The organism is Microbispora sp. H13382, assembly GCF_014161445.1.
Lineage (GTDB): Bacteria > Actinomycetota > Actinomycetes > Streptosporangiales > Streptosporangiaceae > Microbispora.
In genome coordinates, this window is sequence record NZ_JABBXA010000002.1 from 635598 (window position 1) to 654336 (window position 18739).

Genomic DNA, 18739 nt, shown 5'->3' on the forward strand with positions numbered 1-18739 from the left:
CGAGAACGGTCCACACGAAAGAGCCCGATGAACGGCGATACGCCGGAACGGCAGGATCACCGTTCCGGCGCACACCGGGTGTCAGACGAGGGCGGGAACCCGCTCCTCGGGGGCCTCCTCGGGCTCGTCGTCGCCGTGCGACAACCGGGGCAGCCAGTCCAGCCAGCGCGGCAGGTACCAGTTCCGGTCGCCGAGCAGCTTCATCGTCGCGGGCAGCAGCACCGCGCGGACGATCGTCGCGTCGATGAGCACGGCGGCCGCCAGGCCGACGCCCAGCTGCATGAACGTCAGCAGCGACAGCGTGGCGAACGTCGCGAACACCGCCACCATGATGAGCGCGGCGCTGGTCACCACGGCCGCGGTGCTCCTGATCCCGAACGACACGGCGTCCTCGGCGCTCATGCCCTTGTCGTACGCCTCCCTGATCCGGCTGAGGATGAAGACGTGGTAGTCCATCGACAGCCCGAAGAGGATCACGAACAGGAACAGCGGCAGCCAGTTGGTGATCGCGCCCGTCGAGTGGAAGCCCAGCAGGCTCTCGCCGTACCCCTTCTGGAAGACGAGCACGAGCACGCCGTACGCCGCGGCGACGGACAGCAGGTTGAGCACGATGGCCTTGACCGCCACGACCACCGAGCGGAACGAGACCAGCAGCAGCACGAACGCCAGCAGCAGCACGAACCCGAACACCAGCGGGATGCGGCTGGTGAGTTGCTCGTTGAAGTCCATCGAGCCGGCCGTGTTGCCGGTGACGTGGGCGCCGGGCAGCGTGGCCGGCACGACCTTCTCCCGCAGGGTGCGGATCGCGTGCTCGGAGACCTCGTCCGCGCCGGTGCCCTTGATGCCGATACTGATTCTCGCGACCGTCTTGTCCGGGTTGACGGCGACGGCGAAGGGCTCGTTGGCCTCACCCGTGGCCAGCGCCTGCCGTTTGAAGTCCTCGATCTTGGCGGTGAAGGCCGGCGTCGTCACGTCGGCCGCCTTCACCACGACCACCGCCGGCTCGTTGCCGCCGGGGAACGCCTTGTCGATCCGCTTGAACGTCTCGGCGATCTGGTAGTCGCCCTGGAGGTCGTCGATGGTCTGGGTGCCGGTCTTCAGGCTGAAGGCCGGGACGGCCAGGGCGGCGAGCAGCCCGCCCGCGAGGACGACGGAGATGAGCGGGTGCCGCAACACCGGCCGCAGGATCGCGCCCCACACGCGGCTCTCACCGCCGCGCACTCCGAGGATCCGCCGCCAGGTGAGCCGGCCGCCGGTGAGGACGCGCGCCGTGCCGTGGATCAGCCGGGCGTCGATCTTCTCGCCGATCAGCGAGAGCAGGGCGGGCAGCACGGTCAGCGAACCCACGACGGCAGTGAGCACCACGAGGATCGTGCCCTCGGCGAAGCCCATGAAGATGCCGTTGCCGGTGAGAAACATGCCCGCCATGGCCACGATGACGGTGATGCCGGAGATCAGCACGGCGCGTCCCGACGTGGCCGCGGCGATCTCGATGGACCGCTTCTTGTCGCGGCCCTTCGCCCGTTCCTCCCTCTCGCGCATGATGTAGAAGAGCGAGTAGTCGACGCCGACGGCCAGGCCGATCAGCAGCATGACGTTGGTGGTGGCCGAGTCGACGTGCAGAAGATGGCTGGTGAAGGCCAGCAGGCCGGTGGCCGCGAAGATCGCCGTCATCGCCAGCGCGACCGGGACGACCGCCGCGAGGAGCGCGCCGAACGCCGCGAGCAGGATGCCGATCGTGATGGGCAGCGAGAGCTGCTCGGCGCGGACGAAGTCCGCGTCGATCGCCTCGCCGATCAGCTTCTCGGAGCTGGCGGCGCCGGCCTCCTCCACGCGCAGGTCAGGGTGTGCCCCCTGCACCCTGGCCACCGCGTCGAGCACGGGCTGGATCCGCTCCTCCGCCGTGCCGCCGTCGCCCTTCATATCGAACTGGACCAGCGTCGTCCGCCGGTCCTGCGTCACCGGCGAGGGCTCCTTGTCGTACGGCGTGCGCACGTGCTCGACCTGGCCGGTGGCCTCCACGGCCTTCTTGACGTCCTCGACGGCCCGGCGGAAGGCCGGGTCCGCCACCGTCAGCGTCCCCGTACGCGACTGGACCAGCACCACCTCGCCGGCCACGTCCGGGAACCGCGCGCCGTCGAGGATCTGCCCGGCCTGGCGCGAGTCGCCGTTCGCGGACTCGTAGCCGCGCATTTCGGTGGTGCCCACGGCGTTGCCCCCGACCGTCGCGACGGCGACGAAGGCGACCCAGATGAGCAGCGCCCACCACCGATGGCGTGCGCTCCAGCCGCCGATGGTGGCGGCGATGTTCCTGCGGCGTCCCATGACCTCCCCTTTTACGTCTGCTTCGACGGTAGGAGCCGATCAAGGGCGGCACATCGGACGCGCAGACCAGATCGCGCGTACTGCTCGGGGCGTACACCCCTCATCCCCGCGATCTAGGGGACATCCCCTACTAGGCTCAGGGCATGAGATCGGAGCTGCGATGATTCCCGCGGACGCCTTCTACGCGGGGCAGTTCAAGGTGGCCGCCGCGGCGGCCGGTTTCATCACCGACTCCTCGGACCGGGTCCTGCTCGTCAAGCCGGGTTACCGCGACCACTGGGGCTGGCCGGGCGGCCACGTCGACGAGGGCGAGTCACCCGAGGCGGCCTGCGGCCGGGAGCTGGCCGAGGAGCTGGGCCTCACCCGGCCGGTGGGTCGTCTGCTCGTGGTCCAGTGGGTGCCGCCGCTGGACGACCGGCCGATCCCGCTGGTCCACTTCCTGTTCGACTGCGGGACGTTCCGGGACGGCACGGGCGTGGTCCTGCAGCAGGAGGAGCTGGACGACTACGGGTTCTTCACCGCCGCGCAGGCCGCTTCCCTCATGCCGGCCTATCTGGTGGCCCGGCTCACGGCCGCCCAGCGGGCCCGCGACACCGGCGAAACCGTCTACCTCCCTGCCGCCGTCGCCGAATAGTTTCCCGTCCTCGTGGAATGTGGTGGACGAACGCGCCAACACGAACGCGAGTGACCGAACGGGATGGTGAGGCATGGACGACTCTGAGCTCGGCAAGGAGCTCGAGGAGGTGGACGCCCAGATCGAGCGCCTGCGCAAGGAGGCCGCGCAGATGCGCGAGGAGATCGGGCAGAGCTGGGACGCGCCGACGGACATGGCGGAGAGATCCACACTGCTGACCAACGTCGAGCAGCAGGAGGCGCTCATCGACGACCTGCAGGTCAGGCGCGAGCAGATCCTGCGCCGTATGAAGGGCTGAGCTCCACCGGGGCGCTCCGGAAGGTCCGGGGCGCGGTTTGTACGGTGGTATGTGCCACAGCGTCGTGGCGCACCGGACGACGGGGGCGGCGTGGGCTCATGACCGCTATGCGAACGAGGGGTGCCGGAGGGGAACCGGCCGGGCTGCCCGCCGAGGTGACCAGCTTCGTCGGGCGCCGGCACGAGCTGGCCGAGCTCAAACGCCTGCTGGGGACCTCGCACGTGGTCACCGTGGTCGGGGCGGGCGGGGTGGGCAAGACCCGCCTCGCGCTGCGGGCGGCCGAGGATGTCCGCAGGAGCTTCCCCGGCGGCGTACGGCTGGTCGAGCTGGCCGCGCTCGAAGATCCCGCCCTGCTCGTGCAGGCCGTGGGCGAGGCGCTGTCGGTCACCGACTACTCGACCCGGCCGCCGCTGGACGTGCTGGTCGAACGCCTGCGGGACCGGCAGACCCTGATCGTGCTGGACACCTGTGAGCACGTCCTCGCCGAGTGCGCGACGCTCGTGGACACGCTGGTCCGCGCGCTTCCCGGCCTTCGCGTCCTCGCCACGAGCAGGCAGGCGCTCGGCATCGACGGCGAGCAGATCGTCGAGCTGGCGCCGCTGTCGACGCCCGCCCCGGACGGCGACTTCGCGGTGCCGCTCGCCGAGTCGGACGCGGTCCGCCTGTTCGCGGAGCGGGCCGTGGCGGTGGTGCCCGAGTTCGAGGTGACCGAGGAGAACGAGGAGGTGGTGGCCGAGATCTGCCGCCGGCTGGACGGCCTGCCCCTGGCGATCGAGATGGCCGTCGTACGGCTGCGCGCCCTGTCGGTGCGGCAGGTGCTGGAGCGGCTGGACGACCGGTTCCGGCTGCTGACCGGGGGATCGCGGGCCGCACTGCCCCGGCAGCGTACGCTGCGCGCGCTGTTCGAGTGGAGCTACGAGCTGTGCACCGAGCAGGAACGCCTGATGTGGCAGCGTGTCTCGGTCTTCGCCGGGGGCCTGGACCTGGAGGCCGCCGAGCACGTGTGCGCGGGCGACGGCATCGCGCACGAGGACGTGCTCGAACTCGTCGCGGGGCTGGTCGACAAGTCGGTGCTGCTGCGGCGGGAGTCCGAGGGGGTCGTCCGCTACCGCCTGCTCGACACCGTCCAGCGGTTCGGCCGTGAGCTGCTCGCCGCGTCCGGGGACGAGGCGACGCTGCACCGGCGGCACCGTGACTACTACCGGAAGATCACGTCACGGGCCTGGGCCGAGCTGTTCGGCGCCACCCAGCAGGCGTGGGTGGAGCGCCTGCGGCGGGACCACGCCAACCTCCGCAAGGCGCTGGACTGGTCGCTGCGCGAGCCCGGGGAGGCGGAGACGGGCCTCGCGATGACCGCGGAGCTGCTCTACCACTGGAGCGGCTACCACCTGTCGGAGGGGTCCGGCTGGTTCGACCGGAGCCTGGCCGCCGCGACCGAACCCGGCGAGGTGCGCGCCCACGCGCTGTGGGCGGGCGCCTGGGTCGCCCTGCTCCGGGACGACCACACCACCGCGCTCGCGCGGCTGAAGGAGGCCACGGCGATCGCCGAACGGCTCGGGCTGCGGGTGACGCACGGCTACATCGCGTTCCTGTCCGGCATGGCCGCCGTCTGCGGGGGCGACCTGGAGACCGGCATGCGGCGGTACGAGGAGGCCGCGGCCGCCCATCGCGCCGTCGGCAACCCCATCGGCCTGGCGCTGGCCCTCAACCGGCTCGCCCTGGCCAACGCGTTCCTGGGCCGGCCGGTCGCCCGCGACCTCGCCGAGGAGTGCATGGCCCTGTGCGACCTGTACGGCGAGGGCTGGCACCGGGCGTACGCGCTGCTGGCGCTGGCGATCGACGCCTGGCGCGGGGGCGACACGCGCGCGGCCTGCGAGATGAACAACGAGAGCCTGCGCTACAACACGGCCGTGGGCGACCAGCTCGGGATGGGGATGAACCTGGAGGTCCACGCCTGGTCGGCCGCGGGCGAGCACAGGTACGAGCGGGCGGCCCGGCTGCTCGGCGTCGTACGGACCTCCTGGCGGGCCGCCGGCGCGCGGCTGGGGGAGTTCCGCTACATGAGCGGCTGTCACGACGACTGCGTCGCGGCCGCGTGCGAGGCGCTGGGCGAGCGCGCCTTCCAGGCCGAGACGGCCCGGGGCGCGGCCCTGACGCGGGAAGAGGCCCTGGCCTACGCGCTGCGGGAACGCGCACCCGCCGCCCACGAGCCCGCGCCGTTCGAGGGCCGGATCGCACCGCTGACGCGGCGGGAGACGGAGATCGCGCACCTCGTCGCCGAGGGACTGAGCAACAAGGACATCGCCGGCCGGCTGGTCATCTCCCAGCGCACCGCGGAGGGCCACATCGAGCACATCCTCGACAAGCTCGGGTTCAAGTCCCGCGCCCAGGTGGCCGCCTGGATCAAGGAGCGGCTGAGCGAGCGGCCCGAAGGCCCGGCCGCGGACAGGGCGGACGGCGCGGACGGACCGGTCAACGAAGGGCGTACGCCGGCAACTCGAACCACATGATCTTGCCCCGGCGAGTGCGCTCCGCGCCCCAGCAGCAGGCCAGCGAGTCGAGCAGCAGCAGTCCGCGGCCGTTCTCGTCACCGGCGCAGGGCCGGGCCATCTCGGGGAGCGCGCCGTCGCAGTCCTCCACCTCGCAGCGCAGCAGCCCCTCGACGGCCGACAGCCGTACGACGAGGTCGCCGCAGCAGGTGTGGCACAGCACATTGGTGACCAGCTCGCTCACCAGCAGCTCCGCCGTGTCGGACAGCTTCTCCATGTCCCATGCGCGCAGGCGGTCGCGGGTCAGCCGCCGGGCCCGCCCGACGGAGGTGGGGTGGGCGGGCAGCCGCCAGGACGCCGCCTCGACGTCGGGCTCGTCCACGAGCCGGATCGTGAGTTCGCCGACCCGCTGCCGCAGCGTGTCCCAGCGATGGCGGACCGTGGAGTGCCGGCGGGGCGGGGTGGCGGGCGCGTCGTCGCTCTGCGAGAGCGACCGTGGTTCGTCCCGGACGGGACAGTAGATCAGGCTCATACCTCCTCCTCGCCTTCATTCCGGAGCTCGGTCGTACGGGAGGCGCGCGGTCCGACACCTCGCCGCGCGCTGTGCTGCCTGGTCCGCTCGCTCATGCGGCACACCCCAGAGACGCGCGGGCGGGGATGCTGCGACCGTCCGGCATGAGCTCGCCGCTGTCGTCGAAGAGCACCACGCCGTTGCAGAGCAGGCCCCATCCCTGCTCCGGGTGGAAGGCGACCAGGCAGGCGGCGTCGCGGTCGGGCGCGTCCGCCGGCGGGCACTGCGGGTGGTGCTGGCACATGATCGGTCCCCCTGACTCTCATGCACTCTTTGAGACGTTTTCAGACTGCCTTCTCGCTCCTTGGGGTCAGGAGGGGGAAAACACCCGTATCGATACCTGTTCGAGGGATACGTAGAGAGTGGGTGGAGGCCAGGTAGACGGCGGGTAAACCCTCACCCGTGCAGGGAGATCACGCCCTGGCCCGGCCTCCCCGCGGACCTCGGGGGGAGAGGGCCGCACCTCCCGCGGGCGAGTCCTGGATGGTCATTAGAGTTGTCGCATGAGTCCGAGGATCGCGACCGCCGAGAAGGTGTCCCGTGAGCAGTTGCTCGACTTCGTCCGTGATCGCCACCGGGCGATCCTGATCACGGCGAGACGTGACGGCGGCCCGCAGGCGTCCCCCGTGTCGTGCGGAGTCGACGCCGAGGGCCGCATCGTCGTGTCGACCTACCCCGAACGCGCCAAGACCCGCAACGCCCGCCGCGACCCCCGGGTGAGCGTGATCGTGCTGTCCGACGACTTCGACGGGCCGTGGGTGCAGGTGGACGGCACCGCCGAGGTGCTCGACCTGCCGGAGGCCCTGGAGCCGCTGGTCGAGTACTACCGGTCGATCTCCGGCGAGCACCCCGACTGGGAGGAGTACCGCGCGGCCATGGTCCGCCAGGGCAAGTCGCTGGTGCGGATCACCCCGACGTCCTGGGGGCCGGTCGCCACCGGCGGGTTCCCGCCGCGCCTGGCCTGACGCACTTGAGCGGCGCGCGCCTGTGGCCGTTGTACGCCGCAGGGTTCACCACGGCCTTCGGCGCCCACGGCATCGCCGCGAACCTCGCGGTGACGGGTGACGGCGCGGGCGTGTCCCTGCTGCGGCTGGGCGTGCTGCTCGCCCTGTACGACGGCGCCGAGGTCGTGCTCAAACCGGTGTTCGGCACGCTGGCCGACCGGATCGGGCCGCGCCCGGTGCTCGTGGGCGGCCTCGTCGCGTTCGTTCTCGCGTCGGGCGCGTACGCACTGGCCGCCGGGCCGGACGGCGCCGCGGAGACCTGGTGGCTCCTCGCGGCGAGGCTGGGGCAGGGCGCGGCGGCCTCGGCGTTCTCACCCTCGGCGTCCGCGCTGGTCGCGCGCCTGACGCCCGAGAGCGCGCGGGGCCGGGCCTTCGGCTCGTACGGCTTCTACAAGAGCATCGGCTACACCCTCGGACCGCTCCTCGGCGGGGCGGTCGTCGTGGCCGGCGGCCTTCGGTCGCTGTTCGCGGTCATGGCCGTGCTCGCCGCCGCGGTGGCCTGCTGGGCGGCTCTCGCGGTGCCCCGGGTGCCCCCGCTGCCGCGTACCAGGCAGACCGTGGGCGACCTCGCCAGGCGGCTCGCCGATCACGGGTTCCTGCGGCCGGTGACGGCCCTGGCGGCGGGGACGGCGGCGCTGTCGGTAGGGGTCGGCTTCCTACCGGTCTCCGGCCGGGCGGACGGGCTCGGGCCCGTCGCGACCGGTGCGGCCGTCTCCCTGCTGGCCGCGTGCGCCGCCGTCGCCCAGCCCCTCGCGGGCCGGGCGCTCGACGCGGGAAGAATCACCGCGGTCCGCGGCCTGGCCGCCGGGCTGCTGCTCTGCGCGGCGGCCTTCGCGCTCGCGGCCGTCCCGGGCGTGGCTCCGCTGGTCCTCGCGGCGGCGACGGCGGGCGTGGGGATCGGGCTGGTCACCCCGCTCGGATTCACCGTGCTGGCGGGCGGCACACCGCCCGAACGTATGGGCCAGACCATGGGGAGCGCCGAGGTGGGCCGGGAGATCGGCGACGCGGGCGGCCCGCTCCTCGTCGGGGCGGTCGCGACCGCGCTGTCCCTGACCTCGGGTTACCTGCTGCTCGCCGTCCTGCTTGCCGCCAGTGCCGGGTACGCGGGCAGGCGGGGGCGCGAAGCGGCCTGAGTCAGGCCCGTACGGCCGCCCGGTAATCTCCCGGGTTTACGCCGTAACAGCGGGCGAACCACCGGGTGAGGTGGCTCTGGTCGGCGAATCCCGCATCCGCCGCCGCCTCGCTCAGTGAACGGCCCTGGGCGATCAGCCGCCGGGCCGTACGCAACCGGAGCAGGCGCTGGTAGTCGCTGGGCGCCATGCCGTACACGGCACGGAAGGCGCGGTAGACCGCGAACCTGCTGCGCCCGGTCACGGCGGCGAGGTCGTCGGCGGTGACCTCGGCGAGGGGGGCGTCCCGCAGGCGGCTGCGCACCCGCTCGGCGATGCGGCGGGCGTCCGCGGAGGTGGCCTCCAACGCCCGCACCGGCCGGGTGGCGGCCCGCCGGACGATCGAGGAGACGACGGCGGTCAGCAGCTCGTCCCGCCGGAGGGAGCCGGCGCCCGCGAGCAGGGCCGTGTGCAGCGCCCTGAGCCCGGCCGCGAGCTCCGCGTCGCGCACGATGGGGTGAGGAAACAAGGGCGGTCCCGTTTCCCGCCCGGCCAGGTCGCCCAGCACGGCGGTGACGAGCTCCGGCCCGATGTGAATGATCCGGTAGGTGAACCCGAGGGCGTCGGCGGCATGACCGTCGTGCGGGTCGTCCGGATTGAACGCCATGACCGTGCCCGTCACGCTGGTATGCGCCGCCCCGCGGCAGGTGAACGCCTGGTTGCCCTCCTCGGTGACGCCGAAGGAGTACGTCTCGTGGCTGTGCCGGTGGTAGACGTGCCGGGCGAAGTGGGCGTGCATGGCCTCCAGCGACCGGTCGGGAGAGCGCCAGTAGCGGGACCAGTCCTGTGCCACGGCACTATTGTGCGCGGATCGGCGGCCGCTTGCCCGACCCGGATGGCGCACGAGCGTACAAGACGGTCCGTGCGCCGGGAGGCAGCCTGATGCCCATGCGTTTCGACACCAAAATCGGCATCGTGGTCCGGGAGGACCTGGCCGCGTGGCAGAAGCTCAACGTGACGGCGTTCCTGGCCAGTGCGGTCGTGGGGGGAGTCCCCGAGGTGACCGGGGAGCCGTACGAGGACGGCTCGGGCACCTCCTACCTGCCGATGTTCCGCCAGCCCGTGCTCGTCTACGCCGCAGACCCCGCCGGGCTGGCCCGGGCGCGCGCCCGTGCCGTCGAGCGTGGGCTCGCCGTGGCCGTCTACATCGAGGAGATGTTCGAGACCGGCAACGACGTGGACAACCGGGCCGCCGTACGGGCCGTCACGGCCGAGGAGATGCCGCTCGTCGGGCTGGCCGTGTACGGCCTCAGGAACGCGGCGGACAAGGTGCTCAAAGGGCTCACCCTGCATCCGTGATCCTCTTCGGAACTCCGAACAGGGGCAGGCAGGGTTCGAGGCCGTGGATCTCGAACCCGTCGAGGGGCGTCCACTCGTCACGCGACAGCCGCAGCCGCCGCTGCAGCGCGGCCTCGCCCCTGCGCTTCTCCACGGCGAGTCCGTCCTCCCTGTAGCCGAGCCGCCGGGAGATCGCCAGAGACCGTGGATTGTCGACGAAGGCGGACGACGTCGCGTACCGGGCGCCGAGCCCGGCGAAGGCGAGGTGCAGGACGGCCGCGCGCATCTCGGTCCCGATGCCCCTGCCCTGGAAGCGCAGGCCGATCCAGGAACCGGTGGCGACCTCCCGGGTGACCGCGAAGTCGCGGGCCCGCATCTCCTGCACGCCGACCACGCGGCCCTCCCACACGGTGACGAAGGAGCAGCTCCAGTCGTCGGGAGACCAGGTGCCCCACTGCCGGAAGTGGATCTGGACGGTCGAGCGGGCGCGTTCGTGTGGCGGGGAGTCCGTCCACGGCACGCCGAACGGCATCTCTGCGGGGTCGTGGACGCCCTCGGCCGCGCGGTCGGCGAGCTCGTCCAGGTCGTCCAGGCCGGGCAGGCGCAGCTCCAGCCGGGGCGTCGTCAGTCTGAGCGCGAAGAGCGGCCAATGTCGCATGGCACGATCCTGGCAAGATCCGGAGCGTGCCGGACACCGGTTTTCCCCGGCGCCGTGGCCAGGGGGAAAACCGGTATCCCCAGGGTGGGGGATGCGGTTAGCCTCGAAGGCCGCCACGAGCGCCTGGGCCGTGAACCGGCGCGGACAAGGACACGCACGTATGCCTGACCCGCTCACCACACCGGCCGCCGAGCTTCCGGTCCGCCGGCTCGGACCCGAGGACCTGGATCGGTGCCTCGCCCTGAGCCAGGACAGGGCCTGGGCCCGGGAGGAGCGCAAGTGGCTGTTCCTCCTGGAGAACGCCGAGGTCTACGCGATCGACGCCCCGTCGGGAGAGCTGGCGGGCACGGTCACGCTGACCCGGTACGGCACGGCCGCGGCGGGCATCGGCATGATGCTCGTCGCCACCCGGTACGGCGGACGCGGGCTCGGCCGCCGGCTGATGACGCATGTGCTCGACACGGCCGGTGACGCGACCGTCTTCCTCTGGGCCACCGAACTCGGCCGGCCGCTGTACGAGAAGCTCGGATTCGAGACGCTGGGCGTGACGGAGGCACGCGTGGGGCGCCTGCGCCCCGGGGACGATCCCGTTCTGTCGAGGCCGGCCGATCTCGACGCCGATCTCGACGCCCTGCTCGCGCTCGACGCGGAGGTCTTCGGCGCGGACCGGGCCGCACTGCTGGCGCGGCTGTTCGCCTTCGCCGAGGAGGTCAGGGTCGCCGAGGACGAGACGGGGCCGACCGGCTACGCCGTGTCGTGGCGCAGCATGAACACGCTGTTCATCGGGCCGGTGGTCGCCGACGGCGAGGCGGCCGCCCGCGCGCTCGTCACGGACCTCGCCCGCAACGCCGAGGGCCTGGTGCGGATCGAGGCCGAGCGCACCCGGCCGAGCCTGCTGGCCTGGCTCGGCGAGCGGGGTATGGCACAGGCGTTCTCGACGTCTTTCATGGTCCACGGCGGCAGGCCGCTCCCCGGCGACCGGACCCGCATGTTCGCTCCGATGATGCTCGCGATGGGCTGAACTCTGCAGCTCCCACCGGGTCGCTCCCACTGGGCCGCTCCCACGGGCGGCCCGCGGGCGCGTTCTGATCCGGCTCTGATCTGTGCCGCCTACGGTCGCGGCAGCCGGTGGGACACCGGCCGCCCGCGCCGCGGCGGGTCGTGTCGTCGCCGCGGGCGGGTGCCTCGCGAGACGAAGGAACCGGACATGGACGATCCCGTCACCCGCGCCACGCACCACGAGAGCGGCGAGCCTGCCGACCACGGCGGGCCCGAGCACGCCGCCGGCGCGTTCCCGCACGTGCTGCTGGAGGCGCTGCGCGACTCACCCGACACCGCCGCCTTCGAGCAGGGCGGCAGGATCGTCTCCAGGGGCGAGGTGCTGAAGCTCATCGGACGCATGGCCGGCGCGATGCGCGACGTGGGACTCGGCCCCGGCAGTGGCGTCGCCGTCCGCACCGGTCTGTCACCGGAAGGGTTCGCCGCCCAGATGGCCGCCCATGTGCTGGGCTGCCGCGTCGTGAGCGTGAAGCCCGGGTACACGCCCGGCCAGCTCGCCGATGTCCTCGGCGTGGGAGTCGACGCCGTGGTCCTCGACCGGTCGACGGCGACACCGGAACTGCTCCACGCCGCCGGGCCGGCCACGGTGCTGTCGCTGGGGCCCGCTCCCGGCGTGGCCGGGGCGGCCGACATCCTGGCCCATACCGGCGACGACGCCTATACCGGCGATGACCGCTTCCCCGCCGTCACGGCGCGCCCGGACGACGCGGCCCTGCTGACCTTCACCAGCGGCAGCACGGGCAGGCCGAAGGGCTGCGTGCTCACCTATCGGGCTCTGGCCGCGCACTGGTCCAGCCATCGCGGCTGGTCGTCGATCGCGCCCGGCTTCGACGAGTCCTTCCACCGCTACATGCTGTTCGGCACGCTGTCCAGCCTGGTGGTGCTGGATTTCCTGGCGCCGTGCCTGCTCGGCGGCGGCACCGCGGTGATCCCCGATGAGGACGGCCGGCCGCTGTTCCCGTACGCGATCGAGCGGCACCGGATCACCGGCGCGATCGTGACCGTGCCCCGGCTGTGTCAGATGCTCGACCTGCTCCGTGAGGAGCCGGTCGACGTCGGCAGCCTGCGCGCGCTGACGGTCTCCGGATCGTCCGTCAGCCCGCATCGGCTGCTCGAGGCGCTGGACCGGCTGGGCCCCGTCGTCTACGTGGGGTACGGCGCGACCGAGGCCGGGGTCATCTCCATGCTCCCTCCCGGGGAGGGCCGCGACGCGCCCACCTCGGTCGGACGCCCGCACCCCAGCGTCGAGATCAGCGTGCGCGACGAGGAGGGCCGCCCGGTCGCCACGGGACGCACCGGCGAGATCCACGTGCGCGGCCCCTTCCTGATGGCGGGCTACTGGAACCAGCCGGAGGAAACCCGCGACGTGCTGCGGGACGGCTGGCTGCGCACCCGCGATCTCGGGCACCTCGACGAGACCGGCCTGCTGTACCTGGCCGGCCGGACCAGGGACGTGATCATCGTGAACGCGATCGTCGTCTACGCCGGGCCCATCGAGGGGGCGCTGGCCGGCCACCCCGACGTGGCCGAGGCGTACGTGACCGGCGCGCCGGACGAGCGGACCGGAGAGGCCGTCCACGCGTTCGTGGTCCCCGCTCCGGGCCGCACTCCGGACCACGCTGCCCTGGCAGAGCTGGTACGCGCCGAGCTCGGCGCGGACAGCGTCCCCCGGACGATCACGACGGTCGCCTCCGTGCCGGTCGCGCCGAGCGGAAAACCGGACAAGCGTGCCCTGCTGGAGCGGCATCTGTCCACGGCGCTCTGATCCATCTCTGAGAATCGCCCGCCAACACTGGTGAAACTTCAACCATCCCAGTGAGGGAGGCGTCAGTGCCGGACAACATCCTGGACTACCTGGTGGTCGGCGCCGGACCGGCGGGCCTGCAGATGGGCCACTTCCTGCACCGGGCGGGGCGCGCCTACCGGATCCTCGAGGCGGCGCCCGAGCCCGGCGCGTTCTTCCGGACCTTCCCCCGCCATCGCACGCTCATCTCCATCAACAAGAAGCACACCGGATGGGACGACCCGGAGCTCAACCTCCGGATGGACTGGAACTCGCTGCTCTCGGACGACCCCCGTCTCCTGTTCACCCGCTACAGCGACCGTTACTTCCCCGCCGCCGAGGACTTCGTCCGCTACATCGAGGACTTCGTCGCCTTGCAGGGCCTGCACGTCACGTACGACGCGCGGGTCGCGGAGGTCGCGCGCCCGGACGCCGAAGGCCCCTTCCTCGCGACCGACGAGTACGGCCGGACGTACCGGGCGCGGCGGGTGATCGTCGCGACGGGGGTCTCCCGGCCCAACGTCCCGCCCATCCCCGGCATCGAGACCGCCGAGCAGTACAGCACCCACTCGACCGATCCCGCGGACTACACGGACATGCGGGTGCTCGTCATCGGCAAGGCCAACTCGGCCTTCGAGACCGCCGACAACCTCATCGAGACCGCCGCGGTCGTCCACGTGGCCGGACCGCACCCGGTGCGCCTGGCCTGGCGGACCCACTTCGTCGGGCACCTGCGCGCGGTCAACAACAACTTCCTCGACACCTACCAGCTCAAACTGCAGAACGCCGTGCTGGACGGCGACGTCAGGCGCATCGAGCGCCGGGCCGACGGCTCCTACCTGGTGACGGTGGCCTTCGTCCGGGCCGACGAGGTCACCAAGGACATCCCGTACGACCGGGTGATCGTCTGCACCGGCTTCCGGTTCGACGCCTCCATCTTCTCGCCCGAGTGCCGTCCCGATCTGGCGATCGGGGACAGGTTCCCCGCCCTGACCCCGGCGTACGAGTCGGTCAACGTGCCAGACCTCCACTTCGCCGGGACGATCACCCAGTCGCTCGACTTCAAGCGCGGCACCAACGGGTTCATCCACGGTTTCCGGTACGGCGTACGCGCCCTGCACCGCATGCTGGAGAACAGGCATCACGGCGTCCCCTGGCCGGGCCGCGACCTCCCCGCGGATCCGGACGCGCTCGCGGCGGCCGTGCTCGAACGGGTCAACCGCAGCTCGGCGCTGTGGCAGCAGTTCGGGGTGCTGGCCGACGTGATCGTCCCGGACGGGCTCGGCGGCATGCGCTACCTGGAGGAGCTGCCGATCGACCTGCAGGGTCCGCCGATCGGCGACGCGGGCCACTTCGCGATCACCCTGGAGTACGGCCCGCACCACGACCAGGTCGACCCCTTCGATCTCTCGGTGGGGCGGATCAGGCAGAGCGACGCGGAGCGTGCGCACGAGGGCCACTACCTCCACCCCGTCGTACGCCGCTATCGGGGCGGTGTCGTGGAGGCCGTCCACCACGTCACCGAGAACCTGGAGAACGACTGGACCTCGGATGAGGTGCACCTGCGCCCGCTCCGGGATTTCTTCACGCGTCAGAGCCTCCCGGTCTCGGTGTGACGGCCGTGCTGACGACCATCCGGGAGTTCGAGGCGGCGGCCCGCGACCGGCTGGACCCCGCCCACTACGACTACATCGCCGGCGGGGCCGGCGACGAGGTCACCGTGAAGGCCAACGAGGCGGCGTTCGCCCGGCTCGCGCTGCTGCCGCGGGTCCTTCGCGGCGCGGGGAGTCCGCGGATCGGGGTCACCCTGCTGGGCAGCCGCGCGGAGATGCCGGTGCTGGTGGCGCCGACCGCGTTCCACCGGCTCGCCGACCCCGAGGGGGAGAAGGCCACGGCCCGCGCGGCGGCCGCCGCGGGGACCATCATGATCGTGAGCATGGCCGCCACCGTCGCCGTCGAGGACGTCGCGGCCGCGGCGCCGGGCGCCACCCTGTGGTTCCAGCTCTACGTCCAGCCCGACATGGCCTTTACCGAGGCGATCGTCCGGCGCGCCGAGGCGGCCGGGTGCGCGGCGCTGGTCGTCACCGTGGACTCCCCCGCCCGTGGCCGCAGGGATCGGGATGTGCGCCGCGGCTTCGACGATCTGCCCGAGGGCATGCGCTGCGAGAACCTGCGCGACGGCGACGCCGAGTCGGTGCGGCCGATCGTCATGTCGCCCGCGATCTCCTGGGAGCACGTCGACTCGCTGAGGCGGATGACGCGGCTGCCGATCGTGCTCAAGGGCGTCACGCACCCCGCCGACGCGCGCCTCGCCCTGGACCACGGCGTGGCGGCGCTGTACGTCTCCAACCACGGCGGGCGGCAGCTCGACACCGTCCCGGCCACCGTCGACCTGCTGCCGGAGATCGTGGCCGTCGTCGGCGGGGCCGTACCGGTGCTGGTGGACGGAGGGATCCGGCGCGGCACCGACGTGGTCAAGGCGCTGGCGCTCGGCGCGTCCGCCGTCGCGGTCGGCCGTCCGGTGGTCTGGGGCCTGGCGGCGGACGGCGAGTGCGGCGTGGCCCGCGTGCTCGGGCTGCTGCGGGACGAGGTCGAGCACGCGCTCACTCTGTGCGGCCTGGCCTCGCCGCACGACCTGGAGCCGGGGCTGGTGCGGCGATGCTGACGGCGGTGTGGGTGGCGCTGTGGGTGGCTGGGGCCATCGTCGTGATCAGCCTGCCCCGGTGGCTCCCCGGGCGCGTCGTCGCGCTGCGCGGGTGGGTGTTCACGAGGATCAACGGCGAGGAGAGCATCGCGGTCCCCGGCGACCTCGTCGGCGTCGACCGGTTCAGGGAGATCTACTCCCACCCGGCGGCCTCCGGCCGCAGCGAAGGAGCCGTCCTGTCCGACCTGTTCTGGTACTGGCTGTCGCCCGGGCCCGAGATGCACCAGGAGCACCTGGAGGCGGGGGAGCGGTACGACGCCGTCGCCCTGGCCACCCGCCGCATCCTGTCCCTGCCGCGGGCGCAGGTGGAGGAGCTCACCCGCCGGTGCGTCCGCCGGGCACTGGAGGGCGGGCGCGGGCTGGTCCGGCTGCGCGATCTGATGATGCCGGCCTGGGCCGAGTTCTCCTACGAGCTCGTCTTCGGCGAGCCGTGCCCGCCGCAGGTCCGTGACCTCATCGTCGGCAACGCGGACGACGTCGTGACCGCGCTCAAGTGCTGTGGCCTGCGGCACATGGACCGGCGCGACCGGCTGACCGCCTATCTCGTCGAGTCGCTGCCCAGGGTGAGGCACGAGCTCCCGGCGGGCCTGACACCCCGGGAGCAGGCGCTGTATCTCCATGGGGCCTTCTTCACCACCGCTGTCGTGCAGATGTCGGAGGCCATGGCTCACGTGCTGATGGCCCTGGCCCAGCATCCGGACGTACAGGACAGGGCGCGGAGCGGCGACGACCACTACCTCGACCAGGTGATCGCGGAGACGCTGCGGCTCTACCCGCTCTTCGGCATCGCCCACCGCGTCACCAAAGGCGACATCCCCCTGGGCGAGGGGGTCGCCATCCCGGCCGGCTCGGTGCTGTGCTTCGACTACCCCGCGTTCCACCGCTCGGGCTTCCCCGATCCGGAGCGCTTCGATCCCGGCCGCTTCGCCCCCGGGCACACCCCGGTCAGGGAGCTCAACCACATCCCGTTCGGCATGCCGGCGAACCGTCCCTGCCCGGCGTGGCGGCTCGCGCCGCTCGCCATGCGGGTCGCGACGCGGGAGGTCCTGCGGGCGTACGCGCTCGACACCACCGCGGGGCACACCCGGTCGCTGCCCAACCGGGGACCGTGCCTCCTCACCCCGCCGGCCGCAGGGCGCGGGCCGGGACGGCGCCTGACGCTGCTGTCCATGCGCCTGCGGGACGGCTGGGAGGACGTCTGGCGCAGCCTCGTGCAGCTCGTCCTCGGCACGTACATGGTGTGGGACGCGCGTCGGCTGCGTCTGTGCGAGCGCCACTTCACCCGCGACGCCCGTCCCGAGGGCACGTAGACGACCGGCCGATCCCAGGCCCGACCACGAGCGGAGGCACATGCCATGCCCGTTCCGGCCCTCCTTTCAGTGGAGGCGCACACTGCCGACCCCAACCTGGAGCTGGCCCTCAGGGTGTTGCCGGCCCTGGCCGTCATCCTGCTGGCCGCGGCGCTGTGCGGCCGGCTGGCCACCCTGGTGATGCAGCCGCGCGTCGTCGGCGAGATGGTCGCCGGCGTCCTGCTCGGGCCGACGCTCCTCGGCGCGCTGTTCCCCGGCGCCCAGGCGGCCCTGTTCCCCGCCGAGGTCAGACCGGTCCTGTACGTGCTCAGCACCCTCGGCCTGACGTTGTACATGTTCCTGGTCGGGGCCGGAATGGACCACGACGCCCGGGCGCCGGGCGAGCTGCGCAAGGCGAGCGTGCTGGCGGCGTCGGGGATCGGCTCACCGCTGGTCCTCGGCGGCGCCGCCGGTCTCGTCCTGTGGGACCGCCTCTCCCGGCCGGACGTCGGCCGGATCGAGTTCGCCCTGTTCCTCGGGGGAGCGCTGTCGCTGACCGCGTTCCCCATGCTCGCCAGGATCCTGTACGAACGCGGGCTGCAGAACACCCGCATCGGCCGGATCGCCCTGCTCGCCGCCTCCATCGACGACGCCGTGGCCTGGTGCCTGCTCGCCGCGTTGTCGGCGGCGCACCTGGGCGGCGGTCCCGGCGACACGCTGCGCACCATCGCCCTGGCAGGGGTGTTCGCGGCGGTGATGCTCGGGGTGGTGGCTCCGCTGCTGCGCCCTCTGGGCCGCCGCGTCGCGCGTACCGGGCGCCTCGGCGCCGGCGCCGTGTACGTGATCGTGCTGGTGCCGCTCGCGGCCGGGTGGATCACCGACGCGATCGGCGTCTACTCGGTGTTCGGCGGCTTCGTCGCCGGGTTGTCCATGCCGCGCGAGCCGGCGTTCCGCGCCGCGCTGCACGACCGGATGATGGATGTCGTATCGACCCTGCTGCTGCCCGTCTTCTTCGCGTTCTCGGGGCTGAACACCCATCTCGGCGGCATCGCCGGGGGCTCCGCGCTCCTGGCGTTCGCGCTGATTCTGACCCTGGCCTTCTGCGGGAAGTACTTCGGCTGCTCGCTGGCGACACGGGCGCTGGGATTCGGCTGGCGCGAATCCTGGGCCATGGGCGCGATGATGAACGCCCGCGGACTGATGATCCTCATCTTCATCAACATCGGCCTGGCGCAGGGGATGATCACGCAGGAGCTCTTCGCGATGCTCGTCCTCGTGGCCGTGCTCACCACCGCGGGGGCCCTGCCGCTGTACAAACTGGCGCTGCCGGAGCGCCACGAGCGAGCCGATGCGGGCAGCGTGGGTAGTGCGGCCCGGATGGGGGCGGCGGCGGGAGAAACCGGTTTCATTTAATTTCACCGGAGAGTCGGACATTCGTGGAATAGAGGGCGATTTCCCTGGAGTGGAATTCCGAAGTC

Annotated in this window: 17 protein-coding genes; 12 read left to right on the forward strand and 5 right to left on the reverse strand. The window is 72.3% G+C overall.

What is annotated here, in order from left to right; translation table 11 throughout:
• Positions 1–81: 81 nt before the first annotated feature.
• Positions 82–2325, reverse strand: coding sequence for an MMPL family transporter (locus tag HHX41_RS06865; RefSeq protein WP_182905226.1), 2244 nt, complete (start codon positions 2323–2325; stop codon positions 82–84).
• A 160-nt stretch (positions 2326–2485) separates the two neighbouring features.
• Between HHX41_RS06865 and HHX41_RS06870 the strand changes: the two genes are divergently transcribed.
• The 3 genes from HHX41_RS06870 to HHX41_RS06880 all read left to right on the forward strand — a co-directional run bounded on the left by HHX41_RS06870 (position 2486) and on the right by HHX41_RS06880 (position 5767).
• Positions 2486–2959, forward strand: a complete 474-nt coding sequence (locus HHX41_RS06870; protein ID WP_182905227.1) for an NUDIX hydrolase — start codon at positions 2486–2488, stop codon at positions 2957–2959.
• 73 nt (positions 2960–3032) lie between these two features.
• Positions 3033–3257, forward strand: a complete 225-nt coding sequence (locus HHX41_RS06875; RefSeq protein ID WP_169985661.1) for a hypothetical protein — start codon at positions 3033–3035, stop codon at positions 3255–3257.
• A gap of 107 nt (positions 3258–3364) precedes the next feature.
• Positions 3365–5767, forward strand: a complete 2403-nt coding sequence (locus tag HHX41_RS06880) for a LuxR C-terminal-related transcriptional regulator (protein ID WP_259400660.1) — start codon at positions 3365–3367, stop codon at positions 5765–5767.
• On the opposite strand, the gene HHX41_RS06885 is transcribed toward HHX41_RS06880, so the two are convergent.
• Positions 5730–6278, reverse strand: a complete 549-nt coding sequence (locus HHX41_RS06885; protein WP_182905229.1) for an ATP-binding protein — start codon at positions 6276–6278, stop codon at positions 5730–5732. The genes HHX41_RS06880 and HHX41_RS06885 overlap by 38 nt on opposite strands.
• 91 nt (positions 6279–6369) lie before the next feature.
• Positions 6370–6561, reverse strand: coding sequence for a DUF5999 family protein (locus HHX41_RS06890; RefSeq protein WP_169985668.1), 192 nt, complete (start codon positions 6559–6561; stop codon positions 6370–6372).
• A 259-nt stretch (positions 6562–6820) separates the two neighbouring features.
• Between HHX41_RS06890 and HHX41_RS06895 the strand changes: the two genes are divergently transcribed.
• The gene (locus HHX41_RS06895) at positions 6821–7282 is read left to right on the forward strand and encodes a PPOX class F420-dependent oxidoreductase (RefSeq protein ID WP_182905230.1); all 462 of its coding nucleotides are present in this window, start codon (positions 6821–6823) and stop codon (positions 7280–7282) included.
• A 5-nt stretch (positions 7283–7287) separates the two neighbouring features.
• Entirely contained in the window at positions 7288–8454 is a 1167-nt protein-coding gene (locus HHX41_RS06900) for an MFS transporter (protein WP_220503764.1), read from the forward strand.
• Position 8455: 1 nt separating this feature from the next.
• On the opposite strand, the gene HHX41_RS06905 is transcribed toward HHX41_RS06900, so the two are convergent.
• Entirely contained in the window at positions 8456–9283 is an 828-nt protein-coding gene (locus HHX41_RS06905; protein ID WP_310741805.1) for an AraC family transcriptional regulator, read from the reverse strand.
• Positions 9284–9378: 95 nt separating this feature from the next.
• Here HHX41_RS06905 and HHX41_RS06910 point away from each other — a divergent pair, with 95 nt between their 5' ends.
• The gene (locus HHX41_RS06910; protein WP_182905231.1) at positions 9379–9789 is read left to right on the forward strand and encodes a DUF2000 family protein; all 411 of its coding nucleotides are present in this window, start codon (positions 9379–9381) and stop codon (positions 9787–9789) included.
• On the opposite strand, the gene HHX41_RS06915 is transcribed toward HHX41_RS06910, so the two are convergent.
• Complete coding sequence (locus tag HHX41_RS06915; RefSeq protein WP_182905232.1) at positions 9773–10426, reverse strand: GNAT family N-acetyltransferase; 654 nt, start codon at positions 10424–10426, stop codon at positions 9773–9775. The two genes, HHX41_RS06910 and HHX41_RS06915, sit on opposite strands and share 17 nt — an antisense overlap.
• Positions 10427–10586: 160 nt before the next feature.
• Between HHX41_RS06915 and HHX41_RS06920 the strand changes: the two genes are divergently transcribed.
• The 6 genes from HHX41_RS06920 (at position 10587) to HHX41_RS06945 (ending at position 18674) form a co-directional block, all read left to right on the forward strand.
• Positions 10587–11447 (forward strand): GNAT family N-acetyltransferase, encoded by an 861-nt coding sequence (locus tag HHX41_RS06920; RefSeq protein ID WP_182905233.1) that lies wholly within the window; start codon positions 10587–10589, stop codon positions 11445–11447.
• Positions 11448–11633: 186 nt separating this feature from the next.
• Entirely contained in the window at positions 11634–13250 is a 1617-nt protein-coding gene (locus HHX41_RS06925) for a class I adenylate-forming enzyme family protein (protein ID WP_182905234.1), read from the forward strand.
• A 65-nt stretch (positions 13251–13315) separates the two neighbouring features.
• Positions 13316–14884 (forward strand): NAD(P)-binding domain-containing protein, encoded by a 1569-nt coding sequence (locus HHX41_RS06930; RefSeq protein ID WP_220503765.1) that lies wholly within the window; start codon positions 13316–13318, stop codon positions 14882–14884.
• A 5-nt stretch (positions 14885–14889) separates the two neighbouring features.
• Positions 14890–15933, forward strand: a complete 1044-nt coding sequence (locus tag HHX41_RS06935) for an alpha-hydroxy acid oxidase (protein WP_220503766.1) — start codon at positions 14890–14892, stop codon at positions 15931–15933.
• A complete protein-coding gene (locus tag HHX41_RS06940) occupies positions 15927–17282 on the forward strand; it encodes a cytochrome P450 (protein ID WP_182905235.1) in 1356 nt (451 codons plus the stop codon). The genes HHX41_RS06935 and HHX41_RS06940 overlap by 7 nt, the downstream gene beginning before the upstream one ends.
• 69 nt (positions 17283–17351) lie before the next feature.
• Entirely contained in the window at positions 17352–18674 is a 1323-nt protein-coding gene (locus tag HHX41_RS06945) for a cation:proton antiporter (RefSeq protein ID WP_182905236.1), read from the forward strand.
• Positions 18675–18739 lie beyond the last annotated feature (65 nt).